Source organism: Stella humosa (assembly GCF_006738645.1).
Classification (GTDB): Bacteria; Pseudomonadota; Alphaproteobacteria; order ATCC43930; family Allostellaceae; genus Allostella; species Allostella humosa.
In genome coordinates this window covers 4,563,173-4,578,514 of record NZ_AP019700.1, presented here as the reverse complement: position 1 = coordinate 4,578,514, position 15,342 = coordinate 4,563,173, and the positions used below count along the sequence as shown (strand labels likewise).

16 protein-coding genes are annotated in these 15,342 nt (G+C 71.6%); 2 read left to right on the top strand and 14 right to left on the bottom strand.

The window, feature by feature from the left end; translation table 11 throughout:
• Positions 1-91: 91 nt before the first annotated feature.
• Positions 92-1,102: an ABC transporter substrate-binding protein gene (locus STVA_RS21430; protein ID WP_123691920.1), complete on the top strand. Its 1,011-nt coding sequence runs from the start codon at positions 92-94 to the stop codon at positions 1,100-1,102.
• Between the two features lie 108 nt (positions 1,103-1,210).
• Positions 1,211-2,365, top strand: coding sequence for an enolase C-terminal domain-like protein (locus STVA_RS21425; RefSeq protein WP_245978398.1), 1,155 nt, complete (start codon positions 1,211-1,213; stop codon positions 2,363-2,365).
• Positions 2,366-2,414: 49 nt separating this feature from the next.
• Here the strand turns inward: STVA_RS21425 and rlmH are convergent, their stop codons facing one another.
• From rlmH to STVA_RS21360, 14 genes are all read right to left on the bottom strand, one after another.
• A complete protein-coding gene (gene rlmH, locus STVA_RS21420; RefSeq protein WP_123691918.1) occupies positions 2,415-2,870 on the bottom strand; it encodes a 23S rRNA (pseudouridine(1915)-N(3))-methyltransferase RlmH in 456 nt (151 codons plus the stop codon).
• A gap of 28 nt (positions 2,871-2,898) precedes the next feature.
• Positions 2,899-3,348, bottom strand: coding sequence for a ribosome silencing factor (gene rsfS / locus STVA_RS21415; RefSeq protein ID WP_123691916.1), 450 nt, complete (start codon positions 3,346-3,348; stop codon positions 2,899-2,901).
• 38 nt (positions 3,349-3,386) lie between these two features.
• A complete protein-coding gene (locus STVA_RS21410; protein WP_338092743.1) occupies positions 3,387-3,947 on the bottom strand; it encodes a nicotinate-nucleotide adenylyltransferase in 561 nt (186 codons plus the stop codon).
• Positions 3,948-4,065: 118 nt separating this feature from the next.
• Positions 4,066-5,370 (bottom strand): glutamate-5-semialdehyde dehydrogenase, encoded by a 1,305-nt coding sequence (locus STVA_RS21405; RefSeq protein ID WP_123691912.1) that lies wholly within the window; start codon positions 5,368-5,370, stop codon positions 4,066-4,068.
• Positions 5,367-6,515 (bottom strand): glutamate 5-kinase, encoded by a 1,149-nt coding sequence (gene proB, locus STVA_RS21400; protein ID WP_123691910.1) that lies wholly within the window; start codon positions 6,513-6,515, stop codon positions 5,367-5,369. Before proB ends, STVA_RS21405 begins: the two co-directional genes overlap by 4 nt.
• Positions 6,516-6,529: 14 nt before the next feature.
• On the bottom strand, positions 6,530-7,594 hold the full coding sequence (gene obgE, locus STVA_RS21395; RefSeq protein WP_123691908.1) for a GTPase ObgE: 1,065 nt from the start codon (positions 7,592-7,594) through the stop codon (positions 6,530-6,532).
• Positions 7,595-7,705: 111 nt separating this feature from the next.
• On the bottom strand, positions 7,706-7,981 hold the full coding sequence (gene rpmA / locus STVA_RS21390) for a 50S ribosomal protein L27 (protein WP_123691906.1): 276 nt from the start codon (positions 7,979-7,981) through the stop codon (positions 7,706-7,708).
• A 13-nt stretch (positions 7,982-7,994) separates the two neighbouring features.
• A complete protein-coding gene (rplU, locus tag STVA_RS21385) occupies positions 7,995-8,306 on the bottom strand; it encodes a 50S ribosomal protein L21 (protein WP_123691904.1) in 312 nt (103 codons plus the stop codon).
• Positions 8,307-8,454: 148 nt separating this feature from the next.
• Positions 8,455-9,423 carry a glycosyltransferase family 2 protein gene (locus tag STVA_RS27765; protein ID WP_170216564.1) on the bottom strand — a complete coding sequence of 323 codons (969 nt, stop codon included), beginning with the start codon at positions 9,421-9,423 and terminating at the stop codon, positions 8,455-8,457.
• Positions 9,420-10,322, bottom strand: coding sequence for a hypothetical protein (locus STVA_RS27760; RefSeq protein ID WP_170216563.1), 903 nt, complete (start codon positions 10,320-10,322; stop codon positions 9,420-9,422). The genes STVA_RS27765 and STVA_RS27760 overlap by 4 nt, the downstream gene beginning before the upstream one ends.
• Before the next feature lie 12 nt (positions 10,323-10,334).
• Positions 10,335-10,862 carry a sarcosine oxidase subunit gamma gene (locus STVA_RS21375; RefSeq protein WP_123691902.1) on the bottom strand — a complete coding sequence of 176 codons (528 nt, stop codon included), beginning with the start codon at positions 10,860-10,862 and terminating at the stop codon, positions 10,335-10,337.
• Entirely contained in the window at positions 10,859-13,741 is a 2,883-nt protein-coding gene (locus tag STVA_RS21370; RefSeq protein ID WP_123691900.1) for a 2Fe-2S iron-sulfur cluster-binding protein, read from the bottom strand. The genes STVA_RS21375 and STVA_RS21370 overlap by 4 nt, the downstream gene beginning before the upstream one ends.
• On the bottom strand, positions 13,738-14,016 hold the full coding sequence (locus STVA_RS21365) for a sarcosine oxidase subunit delta (protein ID WP_123691898.1): 279 nt from the start codon (positions 14,014-14,016) through the stop codon (positions 13,738-13,740). Before STVA_RS21365 ends, STVA_RS21370 begins: the two co-directional genes overlap by 4 nt.
• Positions 14,016-15,272: a sarcosine oxidase subunit beta family protein gene (locus STVA_RS21360; RefSeq protein ID WP_245978397.1), complete on the bottom strand. Its 1,257-nt coding sequence runs from the start codon at positions 15,270-15,272 to the stop codon at positions 14,016-14,018. Before STVA_RS21360 ends, STVA_RS21365 begins: the two co-directional genes overlap by 1 nt.
• Positions 15,273-15,342: the final 70 nt, after the last annotated feature.

The window sequence follows — 15,342 nt, the reverse complement described above, 5'->3', positions numbered from 1 at the left end:
ACCGGAAACATGCCGGCTTGGCGAGCGGCGCTCGAACCAGGGCGGCGCTGGAACCGGGCCGGCCCATACAGGTGAACAGGGAGGATCGAAGATGCGGACCCTCGCGACCGCGGCGGCGGTGGCCGTCGCCATGACCGGCCTAGCCGGCGGTGCGTCTGCCCAGAAGCTGGAGAAGGTGGAGTTCTTCCTCAACTGGGTGCCGGGCGGCGACCATGCCCCCTACTATTTCGCCCGCAAGATGAAGCGCTACGAGGCGGTCGGCATCGACCTCGACATCCAGCCCGGCAAGGGCTCGGCCGTTGCCATCCAGCGCGGCGCGGCGGGCGCCAGCCCGCTCGTGCTGGCTGACATGGGGGCCGCCCTCATCGCCCGCGGCAAGGGGGCCGAGACGGTGGCGGTGATGAACGTCTATGCCAATTCGCCCCAGGGCCTCTACTGGCTGAAGAGCTCGGGCATCAAGTCGGCCAAGGACCTGGCCGGCAAGAAGATCGGCAACCCGCCGGGCGATGCCGCCCGCGTGGTGTTCCCGGCCCTGGCCAAGAATGCCGGCATCGACCCAGCCAGCGTCACCTGGGTCAACATCGACGCCAACGGCAAGCTGGCCGCGCTGAAGTCGAAGGCGATCGACGCCACCACGTCCTTCTACAACATCCACCACATCTTCCAGCGCGAGCTGGGCGACGACATGGGCTTCCTCGCCTGGCGCGACGTCGGCGTGAACCCCTACGGCAACTCGGTCCTGGTGAACGCCAAGTTCCTGGCCGCCAACAAGAAGCTGGTGGCCGATTTCGTCGGCGTCAGCCAGAAGGCCTTCGCCGACTGCGTCGCCGACCCCAAGCCCTGCGTCGAGGCGCTGGTCGAGGCCAACGGCGCGCTGAAGTTCGACAACGAGATGACGAACTGGGAACTCGTCACCGTGCTGATGAGCGACCAGACCTCGCGCTCGGTGGCGCTGGGCTGGCACGACGACACGCGCATGGCGGCCGACTACGACCTGGCGGCGACCTACTTCAAGCTCGACAAGGCGTTCGACGTGAAGACCGTCTACACCAACGAGTTCCTCGACAAGTCGATCAAGATGACCCAGCCGAAGACGAAGTAGTTGCCGCCGGCCGGGGGCATCGGCGCTTGCCCCCGGCCGCGGATCGTCGAATGATCGGGGGCGGGGCCGGATCGCCGGCCTGATCCCCCGATCGACGAGGCTCGACCCTTGACCGCCACCAGCGCCAATCGGCCCGCCCTGCCAAGCCTGCGCATCACCGGGCTTACCGTCTACGTCACCGACATCCCCGTCCTGATCAAGCGTCGGCACGGCTCCGGCGACATCGAGGGGTCGGTGCGCAATGCCATCCTGAAGCTGGAGACCGATGCCGGGATCACCGGCTGGGGCGACGCGGCGCCGTGGGCGGTGTTCACCGGCACGATCGAGGCGGTGGCGGCCGCCCTCAACGTCTACCTGCGCCCGATCCTGGTCGGTGCCGATCCCACCCGCATCGAGGAACTGCTGGATGCGGCCGACCATGCCGTCGTCGGCCATCCCGAGGCCAAGGCGGCGATGGAGATGGCCCTGTTCGACATCGTCGGCCAGGCATGCGGCCTGCCCGTGGCCGAGCTGTTGGGCGGGCGCTGCCGGGATTCGATCCCGCTCTCCTTCTCGGTCGCCGACCCGGACTTCGACCGCGACATGGACATGGTCCGGCGCCTGTACGGCGAGGGCCTGCGCCTGTTCAAGATGAAGACGGGCTTTGCCGGCCACGCCGTCGACCTGAAGCGGATGGAGCGTTTCCGCAACGAGATCCCGGCCGATGCCGAGCTGCGCATCGACTACAACCAGGGGATGGCGGCCTACGACGCGATCCGCCAGCTGCGCGACGTCGAGGCCTTCAAGCCCACTTTCATCGAGCAGCCGGTGCCCGGTCACCAGCGCGCCGCCCTGGCCGAGATCACCCGCGCGCTCGACACGCCGGTCCTGGCCGACGAGAGCGTGTTCACGCCGACCGACGCCCTGCTGGTCGCGTCCCAGCGTATGGCCGATCTGGTCAGCGTCAAGATCATGAAGCATGGCGGCATGATGGCCGGCCGCAAGGTGTCGGCCATCTGTGCGGCGGCCGGCATCGCCTGCTATGGCGGCGACATGTTCGAGACCGGCATCGCCCACCTGGCCGGAACCCACATGATCGCGGCCACGCCCAACATCTCGCTCGGCTGCGAATTCTACCAGGCGACCTACTTCCTGGAGCGCGACCTGCTGGCCGAGCCGTTCCCCGTGGAGAATGGGCGGGTCATCGTGCCGCGCACGCCGGGCCTGGGCATCCGGGTCGACGAGGACCGGGTGCGCCACTATGCGGTCGAGACCCTGCGCTGAGGCTGGATCGGCCGGTCACTCCCGGTGGCCGGTCACTCCCGGTGGCCGGTCACTCCCGGTGGTAGGGGTGGCCGGTCAGGATGGTGTGGGCGCGAAACAGTTGCTCGGCCAGCATCGCGCGGGCCAGCAAATGGGGCCAGATCATCGGCCCGAACGACAGCAGCAGGTGGGCCCGCGCGCGCAAGCCATCGCCCAGCCCATCGGCGCCGCCGATGAGGAAGGCGAGATCGCCGGTGCCCTCGTCGCGCCAGCGGCCGATGCGTTGGGCCAGGTCCTCGCTCGACAGCACCCGGCCGCGCGGATCGAGTGCCACAATGGTCGCCCGCGCCGGGATGCGGGCGGCCATCAGCGCTTCCTCGCGCTGGGTGCGCTCGGCCGGGGCGGCGGCCTTGGCCTCGACCTCGTGCAAGGTGACCGGCCAGGGCAGGCGGCCGGCATAGTCCGTGAACAGGGTCGCGGTCGGTCCGCCGCGGGCACGGCCGACCGCGATCACATGGATGCGCACTGGGCCGCCCGGCCGCCTCGGGAAACGGTCAGGCGGTCGCCGAAGCGGCCCCCTTTTCCGACATGTCCTCTTCGGCCATGTCTTCCTCGTCCATGTCCTCTTCGGCGATGTCTGCTTCGGAGATACCCGGCACCGGGTCTTCCGGCGGCGGCACCGGTGCGCTGCCCGGCATGTCGCTGCCCCACATCTTCTCGAGATTGTAGAAGGCGCGGACCTCGGGCCGGAACAGGTGGACGATGATGTCGCCGGCGTCGAGCAGCACCCAGTCGCCCTGGGTCAGCCCTTCGACGCCCACCCGCCGGATGCCGGCGGCGATCAGCTTCATGCGCAGGTTCTCGGCCATCGACGACACCTGGCGCGTGGAGCGCCCGCTGGCGATGACCATGAAGTCGGCGATGGATGACTTGCCGGCCAGTTCGATGACGATCAGCTCTTCGGCCTTGTCGTCATCAAGGGATGCCCGGACGAGTTCCAGCATCTCCCGGTCGGGTTCGCTGGCAACGGGCGTGCGGCGTCTTATGGTGTAACCTCCTGTTGGGCGCTATGCGCCGATGGCGCCGGGCGTCGATACGACGCGCGACCTTCGCGGATCCGGGTGGCGGACGCCGGGTGGAGCGGCATTCGCACGAATGTCCAGGCCGGGGCCGAACGGTTTGCGAGCGATGGTGCCGCCGATGCCGGGATGCGATTGCGGGCAAACCGACGCGCCGCCATACCGGAAAGCGCACCTAAAGCATAGGAAGGCCGGTCGAACACCGCAACCGGCAGCCGCATGAAGATCGAATCCCAGCGTTTCCAGCGACGAATCTGCCGCAGGTTGTCGGCCCCCATCAGCCAGACGAAGCGCGCGCGCGGGAAACGGCCCGTCAGCGCGCGCAGCGTGTCGGCGGTGTAGCGGGTGCCGAGCGCACGTTCGACGTCGGTCACGCGGATGGCCGGGTGGCGGGCGACGCGGCGGGCCTCGGCCAGGCGACGGCCGAGCGGTGCCATGCCGGCGGTGGCTTTCAGCGGGTTCTGGGGCGACACCAGCCACCACACGCAGTCGAGCCTCAGGCGTCGCAGCGCCCACAGCGACAGGTGGCGATGGCCGTCATGGGCCGGGTTGAACGACCCGCCCAGCAGCCCGACCCGGCGGCGGCCGGGATCCAGCGCGGCCAGGCGGTCCGGTGGCGGCCCGCGGCCGGGCCGGGGCGCCTCAGGGGCGGAGCTGGCCGCTGCCGCGCACGACATACTTGTACGAGGTGAGCTGCTCGGCCCCGACCGGCCCGCGCGCATGCAGCTTGTCGGTGGAGATGCCGATCTCGGCCCCCATGCCGAACTCGCCGCCGTCGGTGAACTGGGTCGAGGCGTTGTGCAGCACGACGGCACTGTCGACCGCGGCCAGGAAGCGGGCGGCGGCCGTCTCGTCGTCGGTGACGATGGCATCCGTGTGGTGCGAGCCGTAGCGTTCGATATGGGCGATGGCGCCCTCGACGCCGTCGACCAGGGTGGCCGAGATGACGGCGTCCAGGTACTCGGTCGACCAGTCGGCCTCGGTCGCCGGCACGACGCGCGGGTCGATCGCGGCCACCTCGGCCGAGCCGCGCACCTCGCACCCGCCATCCAGCAGGTCGCGGACGATGGGCGCCAGGTGGGTGGCGGCTGCCCGCCGATCGACCAGGAGCGATTCGGCCGCCCCGCACACGCCCGTGCGCCGCAGCTTGGCGTTGCCGACGATGGCGCGCGCCATCGCCAGGTCGGCCGCGCCATCGACATAGACATGGCAGTTGCCGTCGAGGTGGCGGATGACCGGGACCCGGCTCTCGGCGATCACCCGCTCGATCAGGCCGCGGCCGCCGCGCGGCACGATGACGTCGATCACGCCGGACATGCCGAGCAGGATGCCGACGGCGGCGCGGTCAGCGGTCGGCACCATCTGGACGGCCGCGGCCGGCAGGCCGGCCGCGGCCAGCCCCGCCTGCATCGCCGCCAGGATCGCGCGCGACGAGCGGAAGCTCTCCGACCCCGGGCGCAGGATGGCGGCATTGCCGGATTTCAGGCACAGGCCGGCCGCGTCCGCCGTCACGTTGGGCCGGCTCTCGAAGATGATGCCGATGACGCCGAGCGGCACGCGGACACGGGCGATGCGCAGGCCGTTCGGCCGGGTCCATTCCGCCAGCGTGTCGCCGACCGGGTCGGGCAGGGCGGCCACTTCCTCCAGGCCGCGGGCCATCGCCTCGACGCGGGCGTCGTTCAGCAGCAGCCGGTCGACCATGGCGCCCGACAGGCCGGCGCGGCGGGCGTCCTCCAGGTCGGCCGCGTTGGCGGCCAGGATCGCCGGCCGGGCCTGGCGGATGGCATCGGCGGCGGCGGCCAGGGCCTGGTTCTTGGCCGCGGCAGGCGTGGTCGACAGGCGGGCGGCGGCGGCGCGGGCATCGCGGCCCAGTCGCGCCATCTGGTCGGCCAGGCTGTCGGAGGCCTGGGTATCAGAGGTCTCGGTATCGGCCGGCAGTGCACTCATTGGGCTTCCTCCGCCAGGGCCAGGTCGTCGCGGTGGATCATCTCCTCGCGCCCGCGATAGCCCAGGATGCCGGCGATCTCGTCGCTCTGGTGGCCGCGGATGCGAATGGCGTCGGCGCTGCCATAGGCGGCGAGCCCCCGGCCGAGATCGCGGCCCTCGCGGTCGCGGATGACGACGGGATCGCCGCGCTCGAAGCGGCCCTCGACGGCGGCCACGCCCGCCGGCAGCAGGCTGCGGCCGCCCAGCAGGGCGCGGGCGGCACCGGGATCGACCACCAGCACGCCGCGCGGCTTGACCGAGCCCGCGATCCAGCGCTTGCGCGCCGCGCGCGGGCCGCCGCCGGCCAGGAACCAGGTGCAGGGCTGGCCGTCCAGGATGGCGGCGATCGGGTTCGGGCGCTTGCCCTGGGCGATGATCATGCGGCAGCCGGCGGCCACCGCAATGCGAGCGGCCGCCAGCTTTGTCACCATCCCGCCCGAGCTGTAGCCGGGCAGGGCGTCGCCCGCCATCGCCTCGATCTCGGGCGTCATCGCCGGCACCACCGGGATGTGGCGGGCCGAAGGGTCGCGCTTGGGGTCGGCTGTGTAGAGCCCGTCGATGTCCGACAGCAGGACCAGTGTGTCGGCCGAGATCATCTGGGCGACGCGGGCGGCCAGCCGGTCGTTGTCGCCGAAGCGGATCTCGGCCGTTGCCACCGTGTCGTTCTCGTTGACGACCGGGATGGCGCCCAGGCCGAGCAGCGTCTCCAGCGTCGCCCGCGCGTTCAGGTGGCGGCGGCGCTGCTCGGTGTCCTCGGGTGTCAGCAGGATCTGGGCGACGGTGATGCCGTGGCGCGCGAAGGTCTCGGCATAGGCATGGGCCAGGCGGATCTGGCCGGTGGCGGCGGCCGCCTGCTTCTCCTCCAGGCGGATGCGCTGGCGCGTCAGGCCCAGATGGCGGCGGCCGACGCTGATGGCGCCGGACGTGACGATCACCACCTCCTGGCCGCGCGCGCGCAAGGCCGCCACGTCGTCGGCCAGCCGGTCCAGCCACTCGCGGCGGATGGCCCCCGTCGCATCGTCGACCAGCAGGGCAGAGCCGATCTTGACGATGACGCGCCGCGCCTCGGCCAGGCTGGGGCCGGTGCCCGCGGCAGGCTCCGCCATCACGCCATTCGAACTCACAGGCGGGGTCCGGCCCAGGGTGCCTCCTCGGCCGGCTTCAGTGGCTCGCGCACCACGGCTTCCGGCTCGCCCTTGGCGGCGCGGATGGCGAGCTGGAGGGCGCGCAGGATCTCGGTCGTGCCGGTGCCGGCCACGCCCGAGAGCAGCATCGGCTGGCGCTTGGCGACGCGGGCCAGCGCCTGCTTCTTCTTCTTGATCTCCTCGGGCGTCAGCGCGTCGATCTTGTTGAGGCCGATGATCTCGGGCTTCTCGTCCAGCCCGTGGCCATATTCCTTCAACTCGCGGCGGATCGTGCGATAGGCGGCGCCGACGTTCTCGGCCGTCCCGTCGATCAAGTGCAGGACCACGCTGCAGCGCTCGACATGGCCGAGGAAACGGTCGCCCAGCCCGACGCCCTCGTGCGCGCCCTCGATCAGGCCGGGCAGGTCGGCGATGACGAACTCCTCCTCGTCGACGCGGGCGACGCCCAGTTGGGGCTTCAGCGTCGTGAAGGGATAGTCGGCGATGCGCGGCCGGGCCTGGGTGACGGCGGCCAGGAAGGTCGACTTGCCGGCGTTGGGCAGCCCGACCAGGCCGACATCGGCGATCAGCTTCAGGCGCAGCCACACCCAGCGCTCCTCGCCGGGCCAGCCGGGGCCGGCGCGGCGCGGTGCCTGGTTGGTCGCCGACTTGTAGTGGGTGTTGCCGAAGCCGCCGTCGCCGCCTCGCAGCAGCACGATGCGCTGGCCGACCTCGACCAGGTCGTGCAGGACGGTTTCCTTGTCCTCGTCGATGATCTGGGTCCCGGCCGGCACCTTCAGGACGGTCGTGATGCCGGCGGCACCCGTGCGGTTGGCGCCGGCGCCGCCGCGGCCGTTCTGGGCGCGGAAATGCTGTTGGTAGCGATAGTCGATGAGGGTGTTGAGGTTGGCCACCACCTCCACCACCACGTCGCCGCCACGGCCGCCGTCGCCGCCGTCCGGTCCGCCGAACTCGATGAACTTCTCGCGCCGGAAACTGGCCGCACCGCGGCCGCCGTCACCGCTCTTGAGGTAGATCTTGCACTCGTCGAGGAATTTCATCGTTCGTACTCCGCTTGCGGGCCACCTCGACCGACAGAGGCAGAGAGCAAAGAAAAAGGGGGGAACGGACCAGCCGTTCCCCCCTCTTTTTCCGGGCCGGTGGGTTGGCCGTTACTCGGCCGGCATCGCCTCGATCGCGACCGGGACCACCGAGATCAGGGTCTTGCCGTGATGGATGCCGAACGCGACATGGCCGTCCGTCAGGGCGAACAGCGTGTGGTCGCGGCCCATCCCGACATGCTCGCCGGCGTGGAACTTCGTCCCGCGCTGGCGGACCAGGATGTTGCCGGCCAGCACATGCTGGCCGCCGAAACGCTTCACGCCAAGGCGTCGGCCGGCGGAATCGCGGCCGTTGCGGGAGCTACCGCCTGCTTTCTTGTGTGCCATCGTGACTACTCCGTCAGGCGGCGATGCCGGTGATCTTCAAGACCGTGTGCATCTGGCGATGCCCACGCTTGCGGCGATAATTCTGGCGCCGCTTCTTCTTGAAGATGATGACTTTCTCGCCCTTGCCCTGGCTCACGACCTCAGCCGTGACGGCGGCACCGGCAACCAGCGGGCTGCCGACGGTGACGCCAGCCTCGCCGCCGACCATCAGCACGTCGCCGATCGTGATCGCGGAGCCGGGTTCGGCTTCGAGCTTCTCGACGACGATAACGTCGTCCTTGGCGACTTTGTATTGCTTGCCGCCGGTTCGGATGACTGCGTACATGGCCAGTTAGGCTCGTCTCGACAATGATTGCGGGCGACCCCTGCGGACCGCCCGGAAGCGCGGCACTATAGTCAGGATGCGGCGGGAGTCAATCGCCCTGCTTCCGCGCTTCGCCCAGGCGCGCACGTTGGCGCCTGGCGCGGTGGGGCTAACGCTCGGCCCGGTTGGCATCGGCCAGTTCGGCTTCCGTCACCCACACCGGATCGCGGCCGGCCCGGCGCAGTCGGTCGCGGGCATCCATCAGTTCATCGAGCAGCAGGAACAGGACCCGGCGCACCGGGCCGCGCACCTCGGTCAGCCGCGCGGCCGGGATGACCGCCTGGGCCTGGGCGTACTCGATGTCGCGCAGCATGGCGCGCATGATCCCCAATCGGTTCAGCGAGTAGCCGAACTGCCGGGCCGCGGGCAGGCTGTTGTCCCACAGCCGGCGCGACCACTGGTTCTCGTGCCGGCCGCAGATCAGCAGCCGCCGGGGGCAGTACCAGGCGCCGCCAAGCAGCAGCGCGCGCAGGGACTGCAAGCCGTCATGGCCGATCGGCAGATGGGCCGAATCGAGGCGGGGAAAGTGCGTGAAGATGCGTCGGTCGAGGCCGAGACGGGCGCCCCAGATGAGGTTCGACTGCGGCGTCAGGACCTGCGCCCGGGCGATCCAGCCCTCCGCCACTCCGGCCGGCGCGGGCTCGTCGAAGGTGCGATCGGGCGTTCGCCAGGTGACGTTGCTGGTGACCAGCGAGGCCCCGGTATCGCGGTGGATGGCGAGCAGGGTGGCCAGCCGCCCCTGCCGCGAGACGTCGTCGCCATGGGCCTGGACCAGGAAGCCGGTGGTGGAGGCGTCGACCAGCGCGCCCAGATGGTCGATCGCCAGCCGCTCGCGGCTGCGCAGGACGCGGACATGGTGGCGGCCGCGCCAGCCCTCGACCGTGCGACGCACCGCCTCGGGCGTGCCGTCGGTCGAGCAATCGTCCGATATCAGGATCTCGGCGATACAGCCCTGCTGGTCGAGGACGGACGACACCGCCGCGCCCACCAGCGACTCGGTGTTGCGCACCGGCATCAGGACCGACAGCTCGGGCGTGCCGTCGCCCGGCCGGTCGAGCAGAAGCTCCAGTTGGCTCATGGCGGTGGCGCCCCGATGGTGGCGCCGGGGCGGCGATAGGCGGGGAAATAGCCGCTGTCCCCGTCGTCGCCTGCCAGCCGGCGGTAGATATCGTCCTGGACGATGGCGGTCAGCAGGAAGGTCGGTCGGGTGCCGCTTGCCCAGCGCGCCTTGAAGCGCGCGACGCCGGGCCCGTCCGGCCCGTCCGGCGTGCCGCCCATGTAGACCGGGCCGCGATGGCGCCAGGATTCGCCGATATGGGCCATCAGCGCATAGGACGGGCAGGTGGCGATGGCGTCTTCGTCGACCAGGAAATGCAGCAGGTGCGTCTCCTCGGCCTCGCGCGCGGCGATGATCATGGCGCCGATGGCCGTGCCGGCGCGGGCCACGAGGGCGTGGATGCCGGGGATCGCCAGCAGGGCCGCGAAATGGCCGGGCGGCATGCGCGTCATGGCACTCATCCGTCGCCGCGCCTGGAGCGCCCGATGCAGCCGGTCGGCCGTCCCTGCCGCTTCGGCCCGGTCGGGCGCCTCGTCGATCGACCAGTGCCGCGCGCCGAGCGCCACGTTGCGCCGGGTGCGGGCGCTGGGCGCGGGCGGGCCGGCGGCCGGATCGATCACGAAATGCGGCTTCAGCAGGGCCATCCGCGTGCCCTCGCCGGCATAGTCGGCGGGGTCCGTCCCGGCACCCGGCCGGACCATCCCGGTGAAGCTGACGACGCCCGCCGCCCGCATTTCCGCCAGGGCTGCCGGCAGGCCCGCGGGGTCGGGGGCGGTGGCGTAGGGCCACGGCCCCAGCACGTCCCGCAGGGCGGTGCCGGGGATGTCGCGCAGCAGGACCGCATGGGGCAGGGCCGTTGGCCGCCATGCGGGCCCGATATGCGACAGCGTCTGGAGATAGGCGACTTCGTCGAAGATCATCGCGCCCGTATGCTACAGGTCCAATCCCCGCACCGCCGCTGCCAGCCAGTCGGCCAGCCAGCGCTCGGCGGCGCGGTCCACGTGCAGGTGGAACAGCGGCGCGACCAGCAACGGGGCAGCGTCGGCCAGATATAGCGTAGCCCCCAGCCGCCCGAACAGGGTGCGCACCACCCGCCCAGGCGGGAAGGCGGCGGGATGCAGGTCGATGCCGGTGCCGACCGCCAGCAGGTCGCGGGCGCGGCGGCCCTCGACGGTCAGGACCAGGCGGGCGTCGGTGACCTCGATCGGCGCCAGGCGCTGGAACGCCAGCTCGGCCTCGCGGTCGCCCGATTCGACCAGCCAGCAGGTGGGGTCGAGCCAAAGGCAGCGGGCATGCTCGTTCTCGGTTGCCGTACAGGGCAGGGCCGGCGGGCGGATGCCGAAGACCCAGCGCACTTCGTCGGCGAAGACGGCGTCGTCGGCGCGTGCGCGCAGCAGCAGCCGGCGGCAGGCGGGCGCCTCGGCGATGCGCAGGTCGCGTGCCTCGATGCGGATGCTCATTTCAGGCGCGTCCCGTCCGGGTCGACGAAGACCGGGCGGACGATGCGCGCTCGCAGCCGCCGGCCCAGATCGTCCACCGTCACCGTCTCGTCCAGCCGCGCGCGGCCGTTGCGGATCATCGCCAGCCCGACCGACCGGCCCAGCGCCGGGCTCCAGCAGGCCGACGAGACATGGCCGTCGCTGCCCTCGTCGGCGGCGACGATGTGGGCGCCGGCCGCCAGCTTGGCGTCGGCGGCCTCCGGCAGCAGGCCCACCAGCTGCAGGCGACCGTCGCGCACGGCATCGGGCCGGCGCATCGACCGCCGCCCGACGAAGTCGTCGGTGCGCTTGGCCACGACATCGCCGAAGCCGCAGTCGGCCGGATAGGTCGTCCCGTCGGTGTCGGCGCCGACATGCAGGTAGCCCTTCTCGATGCGCAGGACCATCAGCGCCTCGATGCCGAACGGCACCGGCGGGGCGATGCCGGCGGGGCCGGCCGCGGCGGTCAGGGCATCCCACAGCTCGGCCGTGCGGCCCGCCGGCACCGCCACCTCGTAGGACAGCTCGCCCGTGAAGCTGACGCGCGAGACGCGGGCCGAGATGCCGGCGACCAGCCCCTCGCGGAAGGTCATGTGCGGGAAGGCGGCGGTCTCCAGCTCGATGTCGGTGCCGGCCGCGGCCAGCAGTGCGCGGGCCTGCGGCCCGGCCAGGTTGACCACGCCCCATTGCTGGGTGACCGGGGTCACGAAGACCTCCAGGTCGACCCATTCGCATTGCAGCCATTCCTCGAACGCCTCGGCCATGCGTACGGCACCGCCGCTGGTGGTGCCGACCAGGAAGCGGTCCGGGCCGAGGCGGGCGACGACGCCGTCGTCCTGGACGATGCCGGCCTCGTTGGCGGCCAGCGTGTAGCGCAGGCGGCCCGGCTTCAGGGTGGACAGGCGGTGAATGTACATGCGGTCGAGGAAGCGGCCGGCATCGGGCCCGCGCACGTCGATCTTGCCGAGCGGCGAGGCGTCGAACAGCCCGACGCCGGCGCGCACGGCGGCGGCCTCGCGCCGGATCGCGGCCTCGCGCCCTTCGCCTGGGGCGGGATAGCAGGCGGGCCGCATCCAGCCGCCATATTCCTCGAACGCGGCGCCGAGCGCGGCGTGGCGGTCGTGGGCGGCCAGGTGCAGCACCGGGCGCAGCCGCTGGCCGCGGTCGGCGCCGACCAGGGCCGAGATCGGCACCGGGTCCCAGGGCGGGCGGAAGCGGGTGGTGCCGACATCGGCCTGCACGCGGCCCGTCGCGCGGCCCAGCAGCGACAGGGCCAGCACCCCGCTCGACTTGCCCTGGTCGGGCGACATGCCGCTGGTGGTGTAGCGCTTGTAGTGCTCGACCGAGACATAGCCCTCGCCGGCGGCCATGCCGACATCGGCGACGGTGACGTCGCTCGCCCGGTCGACCCAGCTCCGCGCCGGGTCGCCACCGGCATGCCACAAGGCCAGGATGGTGCCCTGCGCGGCATCCTCTGCCGCGGGCGGCAGGATGTCGGGGACCGTCTGGCCGGCCAGGCCCGCGGCATGGCCGTGGGCCAGCGCGCTGCCCAGGCCGAACAGGCCGGCTGCCGCCCCGACAGGCGTGGTGTAGCCGCCGTCGCCCGGCACGAAGGCCGCGATCTGGTCCTGCCAGGCGAGCTTGCCGCCGGCCTGCACGAAAAGGGCTACGGCGGGGTCGCGCCCGCCCGACACGGCGACGGTGTCGCAGTCGATGTGGCTGGTCTTGCCGGTGCCGTCGCGCAGGACGACGCCGCGCACCCGGCCACGGCCCAGCGCGCGATCCAGCGTCGCGTTCGTGACGATCCTGATTCCAGCCGCACGCGCGGCATCCGGCAGCGCGCCCTCGGTGCTGCGCCGGGCATCGACGATGGCCGCCACGTCCAGCCCCGCCTGCCGCCAGTCGATGGCGGTGCGATAGGCCTCGTCATTGTTGGTGAAGAGGACCAGGCGGCGGCCGGCGGCAGCCGCCCAGCGGTTCAGGTAGGCGCGTACGGCACCCGCCAGCATCACGCCGGGCCGGTCGTCGTCCTGGAAGGCGATGGGGCGTTCGATGGCGCCCGTCGCGACGACGACCCGGGCGGCGCGGATCTTCCAGACGATGCGCTCGCGCTCCACGGCGGCGACCAGCCCGTGGTCGTAGCAGCCGAGGACGGTGGTCCGCCGCAGGATGGTGGTCTCGCGCCGGGCGGCCAGCGTCGCCTCGGCCCGTTCCAGCCACTGGTCGGACGGCATGCCGTCGATCTCGCCGCGGTCGACCAGCAGCGAGCCGCCCAGCAGCCGGTCCTGTTCGGCCAGCACCACCCGCAGGCCGGCGGCCCCGGCCGCGAGTGCGGCCGCCATGCCGGCCGGCCCGGCGCCGATCACCAGCACGTCGCAATGCAGGCTGCGGCGCTGGCCCTCGGGGGCGCTCGCCGTCGGGTCGACCCGGCCCAGGCCGGCGGCGCGCCGGATCAGCGGCTCCCACCAGTTCCAGTCCGGCCACTTGAAGGTCTTGTAGTAGAAGCCGGCCGGCAGGAACCGCTTGGCCAGGCCGATCGCGGCGCCGGCATCGAAGCGGCTGCCCGGCCAGCAATTGACCGGCCCGGCCTCCAGCCCTTCTTCCAGCAGCACCTGGGTCGCTTTCAGGTCGGGCCGGGGACCGAGCTGGATGATGGCATTGGGTTCTTCCGGCCCGGCCGCGAACAGGCCGCGCGGACGGTGATACTTGAAGCTGCGGCCGACGATCGAGACGCCCGACGCCAGCAGGGCCGAGGCGAGCGTGTCGCCAGCGAACCCCACCAGCGAGCGGCCCTCGAAGCGGAAGCCGAGCGGCCGGTCGCGGTCGATGCGGCCGCCGATGCGCAGGCGATGGCCGCTCATTCGCCGGCCACCGGCTTTGGGTCGGTCATGCGATAGACGGCCTGGATCTCATGCGTGACGGTGTCGCGGGCGACGTTGAACCAGCGCCCGCAACCGTGGCGATGAAGCCAGCGCTCGTAGCCGGGCCCGCGGACATTGTCGCGATCGTAGAGATAGGCGGCCCAGGTCGCATCGTCGGCGGTATCGGGGTCGGGCCGGACGATGTGGCTTTCGCCGCCGCTGCGGAATTCCGCCTCGTCGCGCGGGCCGCACCAGGGGCAGGGGATCAGCAGCATCAGTGGGGAATCCCGGAGGCCGCGGCCTCGTCGACCAGCGCCCCGCTGGCGAACCGCTCCAATCCGAAGGGGCGGGCGATGGGGTGCTGCTCGCCGGTCGCCATGACATGGGCCAGCAGCGTGCCGCCGGCCGGGATCGCCTTGAAGCCGCCCGTGCCCCAGCCGCAATTGAGATAGAGGCCCTCGACCGGGGCCGGGCCGATGATCGGGCTCGAATCCTGGACGACGTCGACGATGCCGCCCCAGCTCCGCATCAGGCGCAGGTTGGCAAAGCAGGGGAACATGCCGACCAGGCCCGACAGCACGTTCTCGGCCACCGGCAGGTTGCCGCGCTGCGAATAGGACGGGTGCAGGTCGAGCCCGCCGCCCAGTACCAGCTCGCCCTTGTCGGACTGGCTGACATAGACGCCGGTGGCCGGCGACAGCACCACCTCGTCGATGATCGGTTTCACCGGCTCGGACACGAAGGCCTGCAGCGCGTGGCTGGTGATCGGCAGGCGGAACCCCGCCTTGGCCGCCAGCACGCCGGAATGGCCGGCGACCGCCAGGCCGACGCGGTCCGCCCGGATCGTCCCGCGCGAGGTCTCGACGCCGACGATGCGGCCGCCCTCGGTCAGGAAGCCGCCCACCTCGCAGTTCTGGATGATGTCGACGCCCAGCCGGTCGGCGCCGCGGGCATAGCCCCAGGCGACGGCATCGTGCCGGGCGACGCCGCCGCGCGCCTGGCGATAGCCGCCCAGGACCGGGAAGCGGGCATCGCCGGACATGTCGAGGATCGGCACACGCCGCGCGACGGCCGCACGGTCGAGCAACTGACAGTCGATGCCGTTGCGCCGGATCGCATTGGCCGTGCGCCGCGCGAACTCCATGTCGTGGTGGCTGTGGGCCAGCATCAGCATGCCGCGCTGCGATAGCATGACGTTGAAATCCAACTCGCGCGACAGGCCCTCGTACAGCTTCAGTGCCAGGTCATAGAGCGCGCCGCTCGCCGGGAAGTAGTAGTTGGAACGCACCACGGTGGTGTTGCGGCCGGTATTGCCGCCGCCGAGCCAGCCCTTCTCCAGCACCGCCACGTCGGTGATGCCGTGGGTGCGCGCCAGGTAGTAGGCGGTCGCCAACCCATGGCCGCCGCCGCCGACCACGATCGCGGCATAGCGCGGCTTGGGTTCCGGCATGCGCCAGACCGGCTGCCAGCCGCGATGGCGAGCAAGCCCCTGGCGGAGCAGGGAAAGGGCGGAGTATGCGAGGCGGGGCAAGGGGGTTTCCGTTTTCGTCCAGGACTCTAGGCTAGCCGGGTGGCGAAGGGAACGAGGATGGTCCGCAGGG

Coding starts and splice junctions, on each gene's coding strand:
- STVA_RS21405 (WP_123691912.1), bottom strand. CDS start 5,370: ATGAGTGCACTGCCGGCCGATACCGAGACCTCTGATACCCAGGCCTCC.
- STVA_RS27760 (WP_170216563.1), bottom strand. CDS start 10,322: ATGATCTTCGACGAAGTCGCCTATCTCCAGACGCTGTCGCATATCGGG.
- STVA_RS21365 (WP_123691898.1), bottom strand. CDS start 14,016: ATGCTGCTGATCCCCTGCCCCTGGTGCGGCCCGCGCGACGAGGCGGAA.
- obgE (WP_123691908.1), bottom strand. CDS start 7,594: ATGAAATTCCTCGACGAGTGCAAGATCTACCTCAAGAGCGGTGACGGC.
- rplU (WP_123691904.1), bottom strand. CDS start 8,306: ATGTACGCAGTCATCCGAACCGGCGGCAAGCAATACAAAGTCGCCAAG.
- STVA_RS27765 (WP_170216564.1), bottom strand. CDS start 9,423: ATGAGCCAACTGGAGCTTCTGCTCGACCGGCCGGGCGACGGCACGCCC.
- rpmA (WP_123691906.1), bottom strand. CDS start 7,981: ATGGCACACAAGAAAGCAGGCGGTAGCTCCCGCAACGGCCGCGATTCC.
- STVA_RS21430 (WP_123691920.1), top strand. CDS start 92: ATGCGGACCCTCGCGACCGCGGCGGCGGTGGCCGTCGCCATGACCGGC.
- rsfS (WP_123691916.1), bottom strand. CDS start 3,348: ATGCTGGAACTCGTCCGGGCATCCCTTGATGACGACAAGGCCGAAGAG.
- proB (WP_123691910.1), bottom strand. CDS start 6,515: ATGGCGGAGCCTGCCGCGGGCACCGGCCCCAGCCTGGCCGAGGCGCGG.
- STVA_RS21375 (WP_123691902.1), bottom strand. CDS start 10,862: ATGAGCATCCGCATCGAGGCACGCGACCTGCGCATCGCCGAGGCGCCC.
- STVA_RS21370 (WP_123691900.1), bottom strand. CDS start 13,741: ATGAGCGGCCATCGCCTGCGCATCGGCGGCCGCATCGACCGCGACCGG.